The following is a 12,584-nucleotide window of genomic DNA, read 5'->3' on the forward strand; positions in this document are numbered from 1 at the left end:
AAGTATGAAAAAGGTAATTGGGAAAATATATATCTATAAGGTACTGCCACCTTATAAGAATTGGTACAGTATCAAGACTGATGATGGGCTAAATCGTAGTAATGTCGTAATTGTTGGGAAAAAGCAATTATTGAAAGTAGCTTTAGCATTGATTGTTATGGCTCTGTTTAACAAAAATACTACTATAAATAAATTCAAAACAAATTAGGAAAGATATGAAAAAAAGATTAGCAAGAAAGATTCTTTATGTCACTTCCGTATTTGGAAATTGGGATAGTAATTATCAACCGTATTCAATTCCACAACAGCAGAAAGCATTGAAAGTTTTGAAAATTCCAATGGATATCAGAGATACGATCTTAGAATACGGAGTATTTGGCAAAATCCCTGTTGAATACAGAAAGTATAATCCGGTGGAGATTTTCCAAATTATGCTTAGTAAAAACATGAATCCCGGATCTGTAAAAGAGTTTCGCAGGTGTATGAAGCAGATTCTAAACAAATAATTCAAATCGGAACAAATATGAATAAAAAAGAAATCATACGAACCATCAAATCCTTTAAGAAGATTCGGAAAAAAGGCATTCCTCAGACAGAGCGTGGAATCAGTTACTGGGACATTCATGAGAAACGATACACCACCTATGAAATAGCTGCACGCTTTTTACGGATGAAAGGCTATAACGTGCGAATTGAGATAGGTGATAATACAGAGAATCCCTCTTATTGTTTCGGATACATACGGTTCTATAGGTATGTGGCAATCAGTTTTAACTAATAACAAAAATAAGAGCAATGGAATTTAAATCGCAAATATGTACTACCCATGAGCAGTCAAAAAGATTGCTTGCTTTGGGACTAAAGCCGGGAACGGCAGATATGGTGTATCATTACACAAAGAGTAAAGTACCTGCATTGGAATGGGAGTTGCAAACTAAGCCGCCAACATCAAGAGGGAAGTTTTGGACGCCGGAAAGAATAGCAAAGTTAGCATCGCCTTTTCATAAGCATCCAGATGGAACACCGATGACCGGTGAAGAAGTATTTGATAGATTGTGGGGTGAGGATGTCCCTGCATGGAGTTTGTGTAGGCTGTTGGAGTTACTTCCGACCGAAATCAGAATAGGAACCAGTGAGAATGTTTTTGGCTTGTTTCACGAAACAAGCGATGCATGGTTACTCTCTTATCCTTATGTGAAATCCTTTGAAACCGCATCACCTATCGAATCTTGTGTATTGGCTATTGGTTGGCTGATTGACAATGGACGCTTTAACAAAGAATACTACAATGAAAAAGATAATGTTCAACGATAAATACGGCTTAACTCAGGCTGTATTGGATGGTCGGAAGACGCAGACCCGAAGAGTCATCAAATGTCCGAGAGAATTTAAAGGGGAATGGGTAGCCGGATTCAACATACATATACGTCAGTCCGATAAGAAAGTAGTTGGCTGGCCATGTATGTACGATGCAGACGAAAGAGAATTTGACGGCGGAGAAATTCTACCACGTTACAAGGTTGGTGAAATTGTGGCTGTAGCGCAAAGCTATAAGAACGCAGGTTTTAGACCTGATAAGGTCTTGTATAGAAGCATTCCCGAAATAGATGGATATGTCAAAGAAACTGCTTGTTGTCAAAAGGGCTGGAACAACAAAATGTTTGTTGCACCTAACCTCATGCCCCATCAAATTCGCATAACCAACGTCCGCATACAGCGATTGCAGGATATTTCTGATGAAGATTGCTTGGCAGAAGGTGTTGTGAAGATTGTACATAGTATTCCGACAAAAGCTCCTCAGTACATAACTGGGTATTATCCATCTATGTCATTGAAAGAAGCCGCCGGTAAGCTCGGATGGGGACGTGCTTACTCTACTCCTCAATATGCCTATGCCGACCTCATTGACAAAGTGTCCGACGAAGGCACATGGGAAAGTAATCCGTGGGTGTGGGTTTATGAATTTGAATTAATGAAATAATCATGAGCATTGCAGAAGATATTATAGACGGTTGGTGTTGCCAACTTTGTGGTGTGTACTTTGAAGAAGAACACGGTTACCCTGTTGTTTGCGAAAGCTGCTACAACGAACTATCAGAAGAAGAAAAGAAAGATTATCAATTAGCAACCCATAAAGAATTTTAATGTATTTATCATATGGATGCAAAAACATTCTTTACCAAGGTAGTTCTGATGCGCAAAGCACAGAAAGACTATTTCAAGTGTCGCACCCAACAAAACTTGCGGAAATGCAAGGCATTTGAAACGGAAATTGACGGAGAAATTGAACGTGTAAATAGTATTACCGGAGTTTCTTCCGTTTCCAAAGAACCCCGACAGACAAATTTATTCACTGATTAAATCATACAATATGAACTCAACTGTATTAAAAGAAATCATGGCATTCCTTTTCGGACGCAAATATTATGCCAACATTGTAGCAACAAAAGGAACAACAAAGCAAGAAATCTGTTCTTACATTTTTGCAACAAAAGAAGCCGCCAACCGGCATCGACTGGAAATCGAAACAACTCTGTCATTCCGATTTGTCGAAACAGTTTCTTTCCGTTCACGCCGGATATATTTCGATTCGTCTGTAAAAAGTTAAACCATAATAATCTGTGAATCATTCTATTTTCGTATTATGATTATCAAAAAACTAAAAACATGGTGGCAGTCACGTAACTACTATGTGATTGCCGATGGTAACGACAATTCAATCACGCTATCCAAACGCTTGTTTCTCCATATCAAAGGTAAGGCGAAAAAGGGCGATGCAGCCCAAGTGTTTGTTTTCAGAATTGCCGGACAAGATTCTTTCGGCTTCACCGTCAATCCAAATATCGGACAACCGACGCAACTATGCGATATTCAATATAATGACAAGTATAAGTGCATAGGCTTTGAAAGTCTGTGCCCGTCGGTCGGTCTTATGCTTTATGAGCATGGGTTACCCGGTGATAGTATAGTCAAACTGTCTGTGTCTATACATCATACAAGCAAAGGTCTCATCTATTATCAAATTGAAAAGCCCAATGGAAAGTATATTAGGAAATACAAGAAAGGCTGATATAGTATTCTATTCTTCGGGAAGAATAGACATTACATCTCATATAGCCAAGCAACTTCATCTCTCGCGAGGTGATGTCCTGGATATTATGAGTGAGAACGGAGAATTATATCTTTATGTCAGATACCGCTCACCAACCGGCGGTCGGCATGAAGCATGTGTGTTTCCATCCAATAGGCAAGGGAAACATTTCAGAGCCTCATCTAAAAGGCTGTGCTCCGCCATACTTGATGTGTCGGGTGTAACAGACAAGGCGAGATTATGCGTTGGAGAGCCTAAGGAAAGCCAATATCATGGCACATTGCTACCAATCATTACCAAACTCCTTTTGTAAGAAAGATATGATTAAAGAAATAAAATACAACGGGTATTCTGCCAACCCATCGGACTATGAGTGCGCCGATGGGGACTTGGCAACATCGATAGGTGTTATTCCCGAAAACGGTGCACTTAAACCCATATTGCCGCCATCCGAAGTATTACAATTCAAAGGTGGTGATTCGGTTATGTATATTCATAAATCGGCTAACTTCAAGCACTATATCATCTTTAACAACAATTCTATCAGTTGGTGGAATGGTTCTGACGCACATCAGCCTGTTTTTCTTCGTTCATTTAACGAGGTATATCAGGTAACAGCTATTGGCAATACGCTTCTCATCTTGTCAACTGACGGTATGCATTATTTTCTATGGAAAGGAAATAATGACGGATATTTATATCTTGGTACAAAAATACCTGAATGCCCACTTTCATTTGGGTTGCAGGGTGAAATGGTTCGGACAGATGAATTTTCAATATCATTTGATGCTATTAGTGAAGGCAGCATTTGGAATGAATTCTCTGATAACAATAAAACGCGAATTACAGACCAAGTACTTGCCCATATCAATAAATTTATTGCTGAAAGGTCTACAAATAAGGGCAAATTCATTTTTCCTTTCTTTGTAAGATACGCCTATCGGCTATACGATGGAACATTGACAATGCACTCGGCTCCGATTCTGATGATTGCTTCATCAGACCTTGCACCGCAAGTTTTTTGGACACACCTGACGGGAAAGGGAAAGTATACAGATGCGCAACTTCGAATATGTGGAATGATACACGACCTTGATTGTGCCGTTGTTCTTCAGTCTCGCCTTGATATGCTTAAAAATTGGAAAGATATAGTTCGATCTGTTGATGTGTTTGTTTCAAAACCTATTTATACTTATGACCAAAACGGAAAATGTACAAGATTTGCACAATCGGAAAACTATAATTCTTATTGTGTATGCAAACATATAAATCAAGCAGCTTCTACCTCCAAATTTCCAATTCGTTATCAACATCATACATTCAATAAACTATATGCCTTTACATTTGACCCCAACGGACTGACTTATCCAAGTGGACGTTTGATGATTCCTCGTAGAAGTATTGATGATGTAAAAGAGGATATTCGTTCAACATCGCAATTCTACCTGCTTGAAAGTCTCCGTATTGAACAACTTTCCACTACACGTACAAAACTGGTAATCGAAGAAGATTATCTACAGTCATTGGTAACACGAGAAGTTATGACAGATGATTATGACAGTCATGATAAATTGCTTCCACATTATTCGTTTGTTTATAATTCAAGACTTAACATCGCAAACATTCAAAAAGAATTATATAACTTGTATAACACAGGAGCGATGATTACATATACCAACGGATATGTTGCTAATTTTGATGGAATGTCCCCTACTTATTTTGATGGAACAATGCCTGTTTCTGTATACTTCTATATCAAGCAGGATGGTCGGGACATAGTGGTCAATGGAGAATCTTATCAAGCGTCAATATTGGATCCGCCATTGCTGTTTTTGTTCTACCCTAATATAAACGCATACAAAGCAGTTATTGTGACGCATTATGGATTACCACAATATTATGAAGTGCCACTTGAACAGCACAAATTCCTTAACGGAGCTTTTTATTTTGCCGGTTGGGAAAATCCTCCGACAGGACTTAGTGATTATCCTACAGCAAGTCCCCGTGAACAGCGAATAATTGATTTACCGAACAAAATATACACATCGGAAATCAATAATCCATTTCACTTTCCGGTTCTCGGTATCAATACAATAGGTACTGGCACTATTCTTGGTATATCTTCGGCTGTAAAAGCTTTATCAGAGGGACAGTTCGGTCAGTTTCCACTTTATGCTTTTACATCAGAAGGTGTATGGGCCTTAGAAGTATCAAATACGGGATCATACTCAGCACGGCAACCTGTAACACGGGAGGTTTGTATAAATACGAACAGTATCACACAAATTGATAATGCAGTGCTGTTTGCCACCAATAGAGGTATTATGCTGATAAGTGGTTCTACTGTGCAGTGCATATCAGAAAGTTTAAATGCGGAAGATTTGTTTTCTATTTCTGATTTGCCAAGATCGGATAAACTTCTATCAGTTTATAATGGAAAAGCAAGCGAAAATGAACGAACGGCTCTTGACGATATTGCTATGATTCCGTTTTTTGATTTTCTTGCCGCTTGCCGGATGATATATGATTATACCAATCAGCATATCATTGTGTATAACCCGGCTGTACGCTATGCTTATGTGTTTTCGTTGAAGTCAAAGCTTTGGGGAATGATGCTGTCAGACATAGTGAACAATGTCAATTCGTATCCGGAAGCATTAGCAATGGCTGACGGAAACAGACTTGTGGATTTTTCTACATCATCTGCTGAAAACATAACGGCATTAGTGGTTACCCGCCCTTTCAAAATGGATGAGCCAGATGTGTTCAAGACGATAGATACCATCATTCAACGTGGATATTTTAAGTCGGGACATGTAGTACAAGTACTGTACGGTTCGAATGATTTGTTTAATTGGCATACTGTATGGAGCAGTACAGACAAATATATGCGTGGTTTCAGAGGAACACCGTACAAAGCATTTAGAATTGCACTCATTTGTACACTTGACAAATCCGAAAGCCTGTTAGGATTTAGTGTCCAGTTCAATCCCCGTATGCTCAACAGACTACGATAAATGAAACATATAGGTCAGTTATTTTTAAGGTTATCAGATTGTTTATAAGGAGAAAGAGCCGGTATGCGTGATGCACCCCGGCTCTTGTCTATTCTTAAAACGGTTTTAGTTTTCGTCTTATCTTGCCTTTTCGTGAAACAAGGGAAGTCTGTATCTTGATTCGGATATTTCGGGCTTTATCTTCCCAGTTGGCTTGGCTGCCTGGATTTGTTATGCTCATCCAGTCGGCAAGGACCTTGCAGACCATATATTCGTGTATCAGATGTTTCAGCAACTTCACGGTAGACAATGAAAATTCCACAGGCAAAACAAGGGTTATGAGGTATTCTTCCGGCACGGTCATAACATTATCAAGGGGTTCCTGCTTATCGGAAATTTCTTCTTTCGTATAAGGAAACAACATTTCCACGCATTCAGAATGCACGAGGTTAAGTATTCTCGTAACTCTGTCCACATTACCGTCCTGACCGATGTCGAATACTTGATGTCTGGCGTGTTCATCTTCCGCTTGCATAATGTCGCCCTCCACAAAAGAATAATTCTCCGCATCGTAAAGCAGTTCTTCCCTTTTAAATACAAGTGTTACCGCTTTTGTTTTAGACTGGCTGTTTTGACAATATACCATAGGCTTGAACATCAATTAATCATAAGTCGGTCTTTCCGGACGGCTGCGTTTGTAGAGTGCACGCTTCACGTTTTCAAGACTCACCCCGGAGTGTTGTATATACGCATTGGCATCTTCCGGACTGGTTATGGCAAACCACTCTCCAAGTGCCATATCTACAAGATATGAATGTATGCCATTTCCCAGTGCGTCCGCCGAAGCGTTGTTATAGTTAGACGGAAGCAAAAACTCCAATGAAAGTTTACCGTTATTATCTATCTCTTCATCCATCAGGTTATCGCTTGTTGTATTATCCTCATTGAGATACTCTCCAAGCAGACTTTTTAAAGAGGAAAAGGCATTGGCCAACGAACGACGTATCTGATAGCTGTTTTCATCGTCATCACTTGCTTGCATATTGGATGCGACTTGATAGCTCTTGCCGGCCGCTTCTCGTGCCTGTCCCGTCAAATACGCTTTGTTCTGAATATCATAGACAAGTTCTTTGACCTGTTGTGTCACGGTTAATGTTTTCTTATTTTCTGCCATAATATTTTGAATTAATGATTATTCGTATGTCGGGCGCATGGGCTTTCTTTTGAAAAATGCCTTACGCATTATATCCTCCATATAGGTAGCAGCTTCCGTTGCATATCCGGCAGCTTCTTCCTTATTGGTAAACGTGTACCACTTTGCAGTGACATTCATCACGAAGAATGAAAACAAGCTACGCTGCATACTTTCTTTTAGAGCTTCATCGAATGAATTCGACAGCCCCAACGAAAGCCTGTATTCACTGTCAGCTTCCGTTTCGTCAAGAAGCATTTTCTTTAAACTGTTGCATATGGTATTCTTACTCTCGCACCAAAAACGTTCAAGCATGCTTTTATCCTCATCCGTCGTAAATATACGATCGTAGGCAAGCTCATCATCCATTTTCGCACCGGTGTACGATGTGGTCTTTGCTACCTCTTCATATACTTTTTCCTTATTGACCGTTAATATAATATCTATCATAATCAGAAATCAAACAAATTGTACGATAAACCTACACTAAGACATGGAGAAAATTGCGGCGTTTCTCTCAATGTTATTCCATATCCTACCTGCAGACTGATACTGAACTTTTTCTTCTTGGGTTTGGGATAATTACCTGTTACGGTCATTATATCACGCCCGGCAAAAAGTATCAGGCTGTCAAGTTGTGGATGAAAGCCACTTACATAAGCCCGATATGTGTCTGTTTCATACATCTTCTGCGTAATGGGGATTTCAACCTCAACACTGTCTTTGTCTTTATTTGGAGGTTTAGTCGTATCTGCTACGTCCGGAGTCTGTTTCGTACTATCCGGTTTTGCAGTAGGAAGAACCTGCGTGATGTATTTAATAACGGTACTATCCTTGGGTACAGGCTTGTAATAGGGTATGGTATCGAAAACAGTTATTCTTGTGGTATCATTTATAGGTAACTTTTTATTCGATATGCAAAAACGCACATTAAAAAACAGTGATGTGAAAAATAATACCACAAACAATATTGCTACAATATCTTTAAACCATTTTACCATACTTCTGAATATATCTGGTTATTGCCTCTACATGGGTTTTGACAATAGCTTGTTTGCCTTCTTCGGAACAAAGGTACAGGACATCATCCTTGTTATCCTGAAAAAAGTTTTCCGTAAGTACAGCCGGGCATTTTGTCTTGCTCAAAATATAGAAGTTTTCTTCCCAGTCAGGATCGTCGTCAGAATTATCTTTGCGTATTCTTTGACTGATAAAGTTTTTTTCAGCTTCTTCATACAAGAAAGTTGCCAGTTTATCAGCCTTTGTCTTGCCTTTCGATGTATAAGCGCTCCATCCTCTTGCGTTCATCCATTCTGCACCGTTTCCGGCAGCATTGCAGTGGATAGAAACAAGAACTACATTGGCCGTTCCATATCGTCCGCAAACTTCGTTTACACGCCTTGCACGTTCTGATAGTGGAACATCTACTGTTTCCCGAACAATGCGTTCGGCATCATAACCTCTTGCGGAAAGTTCATGTGCTATTCTATCTGCAATTTCACGTGCATAAGCATATTCACGCAACGAACCGTCAGGACTACGTTTTCCGGGAGTGTTTTCACCATGCCCGTTATCAATCAATATCTTCATACTTATAATTTATTTGGTTAATATTCGCTTGGTGGGACGCGGTCAGCACAACCATGTTTATTGCATTTCCGGAATTCCAGTGCTTGATTCTGAACGGCAAGCTCGCTGTTCTTTTCGCTTAGCTCGCGGATAGCATCACGATACTTGGTTATCTCGGCGTAAAGGTGGTCAATTTTGGCGTCCAGTTCGACAACTCGCTTTTCCTTCTTCTCGTACAATTCTTTCCATTCAGCTGCATAAGCTGTGATGTTATCTGCTTCGGTTTTTTCAGCCTCGGCATCTGCCTGTTTCTTTTTGCTTCTAAGCAATAGCAAGGGCAATATAACTAATGTGATGAGCGAACCGACAACTTGGATAATCGTGCTTAGTTGTTCCATATTAAAGTTCCTCCTATTAGTTGTCCTATCATTGCTCCGGCTACTGTAAGACCAAAGTCAATCCAATCCCATCTACCGCCATACACCTTGTCTTTATATTCCAAAGCACCTGCTGTCAAAACTCCGGCATACATTGCGGTAAACCAACCAAATGCAAAAATGCCGATAATCAGTCCTCCTACGAGGTGTTTCCACCTGTTACTCATTCCGAGCCATTCAATCAACTTTTTCATCGTTATTACTTTTTAAATTAAATACCGTCCAATCCACTTCATCCTTTTCTTTCCACCCTTCCTGAACAGTCTTTATCACATAGGCGCACGCTGCTTGGGAGAACGCAATAAAATCATCTGCATTCTCGAAAGTATGATAGATGGGCGTACCATCTTCCTGTTCATTGATTTTTAGAATAAGCGGATAAGGAATCTTTTCACTACGTTCTATAGCGGAAAAGTTTAATTGGTTTTCGGGTGAAAGATATACCGCTTTCCCGTTCCAGACAAAGCCGTTTATAATCTTTTCCTCCGTAGCCGTGTTTATAGCGGACACAACAAGTTCCTTGACTTCGGAAAGTGTGGGTTTATGGTGTAACCATTCTATTTTCCGCTACGACAATTTTATCGGCTGTTTTTCAGCCGATAAAATAAAAATGTCCGTAAGAAAATAGTTTAGTTTTAACATTCCGATTTATAAAAACATGGCAGAAGAGCCTTCTTGTCGCAGTCCTTACCATGAAGAATACATTCAAACAAGTGCTTCAGGTAATCCTGAGGATCTATATCGTTCAACTTACAGCTTTCTATCAGGGAGAAGATGAATGCCGAGTTTTCTGCGGCTGCCTCACTTCCTATATTCATACAGTTCTTGAGCAGCAGCTTTACAGGTTTCATTCTTTGCTCACAGAGATTGTTGGATATTTCCGCTGAACCGTCCTTGAGGATATTTCTCAAGGATTTCCACTGGTTTATCGTGTAGTTCGCAGCCTTTCTTATCAGTTCGTTAGCCATGATCTTCGCATCCTGCATCATCATGACCACCTTATGATGTATACGTTCAAGAACAGGTCCCGTAAGTTTAAGTCTTTTTTCCTTTATCTTCTCACTGCTGAGTTTCATTGTGCGGAACAGGTCTTCATTCCTGAATAAATCACCGATAGAATCTATTATGTCCATCGCCGTCCTGTCTGATGGCAAAGCATCAACCCACAACCTCCTGCAGTGCGTCCAGCATCCTATATGAAGCACCTTTGAGCCTTCTCCGTCATACATTCTGTAAACCGTATATCCGTCTGTAGATATAGATCCCATAAAATGATCAAGGAAGGTCTTTGCCACATCAGATGCTCTGCTGCCGTTATTGTAATGATAATAAACCAACTTGACATGCTTTGCAAAGAAAGCCCATAAGTACTTTCTCCTGTAAGCCTTACCTTCCGGTGTTTCAACTCCAACGAGTTCGGTAGTCTCATCAACCATAAGGTATTTTGCCTGTTGTACAAACTTCTTGAAGACATCTTCCATAAACTCCCTAAGCCTGGAGATTCCGTTGTGGATATAGCTGTTCAGCGTGGTATTGCTTATATGGATGCCTTCTCTTGCAAGCAGTCTTATCTGTCTGTTCTCAGGCATGCTGAAGTCATATTTCAGACAAAGCAGACGGGCAAGCAGTTCAGGAGAGAAGATTCCTCCAAGGTTTTTCAAGGGATGCTCCATCGTGTTAGTGAAAGTGCCGTCTGCAAGCTTTACCCTTGCCACCTTGTACACATGTTCCACGTTATGGGCACGCACATGTTCTATAAACCTGTATTCCCACACATCAGCCATTCCGTTGCGGTTCATAAGCCTTGCACCATCCGGGAGTTGGTAATAGTCTTCTATTTCATGTACCACTACCTTGTCCACCTTCAGCCTGGTCTTTTCCGCACGTGGTGCGGTTTCCTTTCTTCTTGAAGGCTTGCTGTTCTGTGCTGTTGCGTTATCGGAAGAGGTATTGCCACCAGCTTCGTTACCATTGGCCTTATTATCATCATCACCTTTCTTGTCAGAACCGTCATATTCGGACTTCTCCATTGCAGACTTGTCAATGTTACGGTTGTTCAGCAGCCTTCTTTGCTCAGATGTACGGCCGAAACGGTGTTTCCTGCTGTCTTCAAGCTGAAGTCTGAGATTGGATATCTCGTTTGCAAGCATCATGTTCACCTCGTCTTTTGCTTCAAGCTGCTTCCTCATAAGTTCCATTTCTTTCCTGTAATGTTCAACCGTGGTTGATTGCTTTTCGAGGGATTCTTTGAGGTCATTGATTGTATCAATCAGAGTTTTTGAGTTCTCCTTGTTGGATTTTTCAATAGACTCAAGCCTCGCAATCAGTTCTTTATTCTGTTTGCGAAGCCCTGCTTTTTCCTCATTCGCCAGACCCAGCTGGCAGCAAAGTAACTCGTATGCTCTTTCATCAATCATGATATAAAGGTACGAAAAATCAGGCAGTTACGCAAACTTTTTATCGATTATTTTTGTATTATTCCATTGTAAATCAACGCCTTATTATTCATTCTTTAGGAGTTACATACATTCTGTCGACTACGATACTTTCCGTCAGGTAAGCCATGTCAGACCACTGTATCCGGTAGCATTTTGACACCTCGTCAAACACAGGTTTCTTGAACTTTCCAATGACAGGACGTTTCTCGTAAAGCACATAAAAACCGCGTTCGTAATGAAGTATCTTGACGACCTTCCGGTTACGGGACATGAACATATATACATTGGACGCATCACTAGGGTCAAGTGACATCTCTTGCCTTATACTTTCACACAAACGGAAGATGCCTTTCCGTAAATCCACATTACCGTTGAACAGGTAATAGTTCAGGTTAGCACTCAGTCCAAGCATATCATCCTATCATTTTATTAAGCAACAGACTCAGATCAAGAACGCTGGTGTTTCTCAGAAACAATGTCGCTCCAGATGTCAATTGCAGTTTCACCCACTTAATAGGAGGTTCGCCTTCCGGTTGTTTCACTTCCATCTTAACAGTTGGACTGTTGCAAGGTTTACCGGTTATCTGGACTTTAGCAACCTTGGGCTGATCAACCTGAACTGTCTTGCCTAACTTCTCGCTCCAAAGCTGATGACGTTGCCAGTTCATGAACTTGTCGTAGTTTACTCCATAATCCGCACAGAACTCGCGAAGATCCTTGGTCTCGCTGCATAACTGGTAGAGGTCATATACCTCCTGATAGTTTACTTTTTCTTTCGCCATAATCATTGTTGTTATTTGGTTATGGCGCAAAGGTAGGTTTGTGAATAATGTGCGTCAAGGCGGAAAATAGAATGCTTAC

22 protein-coding genes are annotated in these 12,584 nt (G+C 40.4%); 11 read left to right on the forward strand and 11 right to left on the reverse strand.

What is annotated here, in order from left to right; translation table 11 throughout:
* Positions 1–4 precede the first annotated feature (4 nt).
* From HMPREF1534_RS13570 to HMPREF1534_RS13530, 11 genes are read left to right on the forward strand one after another with little or no spacing between them, the layout of a single operon-like run.
* Complete coding sequence (locus tag HMPREF1534_RS13570; RefSeq protein WP_005938163.1) at positions 5–208, forward strand: hypothetical protein; 204 nt, start codon at positions 5–7, stop codon at positions 206–208.
* Positions 209–215: 7 nt separating this feature from the next.
* On the forward strand, positions 216–506 hold the full coding sequence (locus HMPREF1534_RS13565; RefSeq protein WP_005938165.1) for a hypothetical protein: 291 nt from the start codon (positions 216–218) through the stop codon (positions 504–506).
* A gap of 17 nt (positions 507–523) precedes the next feature.
* The gene (locus HMPREF1534_RS13560) at positions 524–778 is read left to right on the forward strand and encodes a hypothetical protein (RefSeq protein WP_005938167.1); all 255 of its coding nucleotides are present in this window, start codon (positions 524–526) and stop codon (positions 776–778) included.
* A gap of 17 nt (positions 779–795) precedes the next feature.
* Entirely contained in the window at positions 796–1,314 is a 519-nt protein-coding gene (locus HMPREF1534_RS13555) for a hypothetical protein (protein ID WP_005938169.1), read from the forward strand.
* On the forward strand, positions 1,289–1,981 hold the full coding sequence (locus tag HMPREF1534_RS13550) for a hypothetical protein (RefSeq protein ID WP_005938171.1): 693 nt from the start codon (positions 1,289–1,291) through the stop codon (positions 1,979–1,981). The genes HMPREF1534_RS13555 and HMPREF1534_RS13550 overlap by 26 nt, the downstream gene beginning before the upstream one ends.
* A 2-nt stretch (positions 1,982–1,983) precedes the next feature.
* On the forward strand, positions 1,984–2,145 hold the full coding sequence (locus HMPREF1534_RS20665) for a hypothetical protein (RefSeq protein ID WP_005938173.1): 162 nt from the start codon (positions 1,984–1,986) through the stop codon (positions 2,143–2,145).
* 12 nt (positions 2,146–2,157) lie between these two features.
* Positions 2,158–2,361 (forward strand): hypothetical protein, encoded by a 204-nt coding sequence (locus tag HMPREF1534_RS13545; RefSeq protein WP_005938175.1) that lies wholly within the window; start codon positions 2,158–2,160, stop codon positions 2,359–2,361.
* 10 nt (positions 2,362–2,371) lie between these two features.
* Complete coding sequence (locus tag HMPREF1534_RS13540) at positions 2,372–2,608, forward strand: hypothetical protein (protein WP_005938177.1); 237 nt, start codon at positions 2,372–2,374, stop codon at positions 2,606–2,608.
* 36 nt (positions 2,609–2,644) lie between these two features.
* Entirely contained in the window at positions 2,645–3,070 is a 426-nt protein-coding gene (locus tag HMPREF1534_RS13535) for a hypothetical protein (protein ID WP_005938179.1), read from the forward strand.
* Entirely contained in the window at positions 3,036–3,404 is a 369-nt protein-coding gene (locus HMPREF1534_RS19685) for a hypothetical protein (RefSeq protein ID WP_005938181.1), read from the forward strand. Before HMPREF1534_RS13535 ends, HMPREF1534_RS19685 begins: the two co-directional genes overlap by 35 nt.
* Before the next feature lie 7 nt (positions 3,405–3,411).
* A complete protein-coding gene (locus tag HMPREF1534_RS13530; protein WP_005938183.1) occupies positions 3,412–6,108 on the forward strand; it encodes a hypothetical protein in 2,697 nt (898 codons plus the stop codon).
* A 94-nt stretch (positions 6,109–6,202) separates the two neighbouring features.
* On the opposite strand, the gene HMPREF1534_RS13525 is transcribed toward HMPREF1534_RS13530, so the two are convergent.
* The 11 genes from HMPREF1534_RS13525 to HMPREF1534_RS13475 all read right to left on the reverse strand — a co-directional run bounded on the left by HMPREF1534_RS13525 (position 6,203) and on the right by HMPREF1534_RS13475 (position 12,505).
* Positions 6,203–6,733 carry a hypothetical protein gene (locus tag HMPREF1534_RS13525; RefSeq protein WP_005938186.1) on the reverse strand — a complete coding sequence of 177 codons (531 nt, stop codon included), beginning with the start codon at positions 6,731–6,733 and terminating at the stop codon, positions 6,203–6,205.
* Positions 6,734–6,748: 15 nt separating this feature from the next.
* Positions 6,749–7,261 (reverse strand): hypothetical protein, encoded by a 513-nt coding sequence (locus tag HMPREF1534_RS13520; protein ID WP_005938189.1) that lies wholly within the window; start codon positions 7,259–7,261, stop codon positions 6,749–6,751.
* An 18-nt stretch (positions 7,262–7,279) separates the two neighbouring features.
* A complete protein-coding gene (locus HMPREF1534_RS13515) occupies positions 7,280–7,729 on the reverse strand; it encodes a hypothetical protein (protein ID WP_005938192.1) in 450 nt (149 codons plus the stop codon).
* Positions 7,730–7,731: 2 nt separating this feature from the next.
* On the reverse strand, positions 7,732–8,280 hold the full coding sequence (locus tag HMPREF1534_RS13510; protein WP_005938194.1) for a DUF6808 domain-containing protein: 549 nt from the start codon (positions 8,278–8,280) through the stop codon (positions 7,732–7,734).
* A complete protein-coding gene (locus HMPREF1534_RS13505; protein WP_005938197.1) occupies positions 8,264–8,869 on the reverse strand; it encodes an N-acetylmuramoyl-L-alanine amidase in 606 nt (201 codons plus the stop codon). Before HMPREF1534_RS13505 ends, HMPREF1534_RS13510 begins: the two co-directional genes overlap by 17 nt.
* Before the next feature lie 17 nt (positions 8,870–8,886).
* Positions 8,887–9,246: a hypothetical protein gene (locus tag HMPREF1534_RS13500; RefSeq protein WP_005938200.1), complete on the reverse strand. Its 360-nt coding sequence runs from the start codon at positions 9,244–9,246 to the stop codon at positions 8,887–8,889.
* Positions 9,234–9,479 (reverse strand): hypothetical protein, encoded by a 246-nt coding sequence (locus HMPREF1534_RS13495; protein WP_005938203.1) that lies wholly within the window; start codon positions 9,477–9,479, stop codon positions 9,234–9,236. The genes HMPREF1534_RS13500 and HMPREF1534_RS13495 overlap by 13 nt, the downstream gene beginning before the upstream one ends.
* Positions 9,463–9,795, reverse strand: coding sequence for a hypothetical protein (locus tag HMPREF1534_RS13490; protein WP_005938207.1), 333 nt, complete (start codon positions 9,793–9,795; stop codon positions 9,463–9,465). The genes HMPREF1534_RS13495 and HMPREF1534_RS13490 overlap by 17 nt, the downstream gene beginning before the upstream one ends.
* Positions 9,796–9,920: 125 nt before the next feature.
* Positions 9,921–11,702 (reverse strand): IS66 family transposase, encoded by a 1,782-nt coding sequence (gene tnpC / locus HMPREF1534_RS13485; RefSeq protein ID WP_005936270.1) that lies wholly within the window; start codon positions 11,700–11,702, stop codon positions 9,921–9,923.
* An 88-nt stretch (positions 11,703–11,790) separates the two neighbouring features.
* Positions 11,791–12,135, reverse strand: a complete 345-nt coding sequence (gene tnpB / locus HMPREF1534_RS13480) for an IS66 family insertion sequence element accessory protein TnpB (protein ID WP_005936267.1) — start codon at positions 12,133–12,135, stop codon at positions 11,791–11,793.
* Position 12,136: 1 nt separating this feature from the next.
* Positions 12,137–12,505: a hypothetical protein gene (locus tag HMPREF1534_RS13475; RefSeq protein ID WP_005936264.1), complete on the reverse strand. Its 369-nt coding sequence runs from the start codon at positions 12,503–12,505 to the stop codon at positions 12,137–12,139.
* Positions 12,506–12,584: the final 79 nt, after the last annotated feature.

Source organism: Phocaeicola massiliensis B84634 = Timone 84634 = DSM 17679 = JCM 13223, assembly GCF_000382445.1.
Classification (GTDB): domain Bacteria; phylum Bacteroidota; class Bacteroidia; order Bacteroidales; family Bacteroidaceae; genus Phocaeicola; species Phocaeicola massiliensis.

What these genes read in the sequence shown, in the direction of transcription:
- HMPREF1534_RS13570 (WP_005938163.1), top strand. Translation starts at nt 5, where the DNA reads ATGAAAAAGGTAATTGGGAAAATATATATCTATAAGGTACTGCCACCT.
- HMPREF1534_RS13565 (WP_005938165.1), top strand. Translation starts at nt 216, where the DNA reads ATGAAAAAAAGATTAGCAAGAAAGATTCTTTATGTCACTTCCGTATTT.
- HMPREF1534_RS13560 (WP_005938167.1), top strand. Translation starts at nt 524, where the DNA reads ATGAATAAAAAAGAAATCATACGAACCATCAAATCCTTTAAGAAGATT.
- HMPREF1534_RS13555 (WP_005938169.1), top strand. Translation starts at nt 796, where the DNA reads ATGGAATTTAAATCGCAAATATGTACTACCCATGAGCAGTCAAAAAGA.
- HMPREF1534_RS13550 (WP_005938171.1), top strand. Translation starts at nt 1,289, where the DNA reads ATGAAAAAGATAATGTTCAACGATAAATACGGCTTAACTCAGGCTGTA.
- HMPREF1534_RS20665 (WP_005938173.1), top strand. Translation starts at nt 1,984, where the DNA reads ATGAGCATTGCAGAAGATATTATAGACGGTTGGTGTTGCCAACTTTGT.
- HMPREF1534_RS13545 (WP_005938175.1), top strand. Translation starts at nt 2,158, where the DNA reads ATGGATGCAAAAACATTCTTTACCAAGGTAGTTCTGATGCGCAAAGCA.
- HMPREF1534_RS13540 (WP_005938177.1), top strand. Translation starts at nt 2,372, where the DNA reads ATGAACTCAACTGTATTAAAAGAAATCATGGCATTCCTTTTCGGACGC.
- HMPREF1534_RS13535 (WP_005938179.1), top strand. Translation starts at nt 2,645, where the DNA reads ATGATTATCAAAAAACTAAAAACATGGTGGCAGTCACGTAACTACTAT.
- HMPREF1534_RS19685 (WP_005938181.1), top strand. Translation starts at nt 3,036, where the DNA reads ATGGAAAGTATATTAGGAAATACAAGAAAGGCTGATATAGTATTCTAT.
- HMPREF1534_RS13530 (WP_005938183.1), top strand. Translation starts at nt 3,412, where the DNA reads ATGATTAAAGAAATAAAATACAACGGGTATTCTGCCAACCCATCGGAC.
- HMPREF1534_RS13525 (WP_005938186.1), bottom strand. Translation starts at nt 6,733, where the DNA reads ATGGTATATTGTCAAAACAGCCAGTCTAAAACAAAAGCGGTAACACTT.
- HMPREF1534_RS13520 (WP_005938189.1), bottom strand. Translation starts at nt 7,261, where the DNA reads ATGGCAGAAAATAAGAAAACATTAACCGTGACACAACAGGTCAAAGAA.
- HMPREF1534_RS13515 (WP_005938192.1), bottom strand. Translation starts at nt 7,729, where the DNA reads ATGATAGATATTATATTAACGGTCAATAAGGAAAAAGTATATGAAGAG.
- HMPREF1534_RS13510 (WP_005938194.1), bottom strand. Translation starts at nt 8,280, where the DNA reads ATGGTAAAATGGTTTAAAGATATTGTAGCAATATTGTTTGTGGTATTA.
- HMPREF1534_RS13505 (WP_005938197.1), bottom strand. Translation starts at nt 8,869, where the DNA reads ATGAAGATATTGATTGATAACGGGCATGGTGAAAACACTCCCGGAAAA.
- HMPREF1534_RS13500 (WP_005938200.1), bottom strand. Translation starts at nt 9,246, where the DNA reads ATGGAACAACTAAGCACGATTATCCAAGTTGTCGGTTCGCTCATCACA.
- HMPREF1534_RS13495 (WP_005938203.1), bottom strand. Translation starts at nt 9,479, where the DNA reads ATGAAAAAGTTGATTGAATGGCTCGGAATGAGTAACAGGTGGAAACAC.
- tnpC (WP_005936270.1), bottom strand. Translation starts at nt 11,702, where the DNA reads ATGATTGATGAAAGAGCATACGAGTTACTTTGCTGCCAGCTGGGTCTG.
- tnpB (WP_005936267.1), bottom strand. Translation starts at nt 12,135, where the DNA reads ATGCTTGGACTGAGTGCTAACCTGAACTATTACCTGTTCAACGGTAAT.
- HMPREF1534_RS13475 (WP_005936264.1), bottom strand. Translation starts at nt 12,505, where the DNA reads ATGGCGAAAGAAAAAGTAAACTATCAGGAGGTATATGACCTCTACCAG.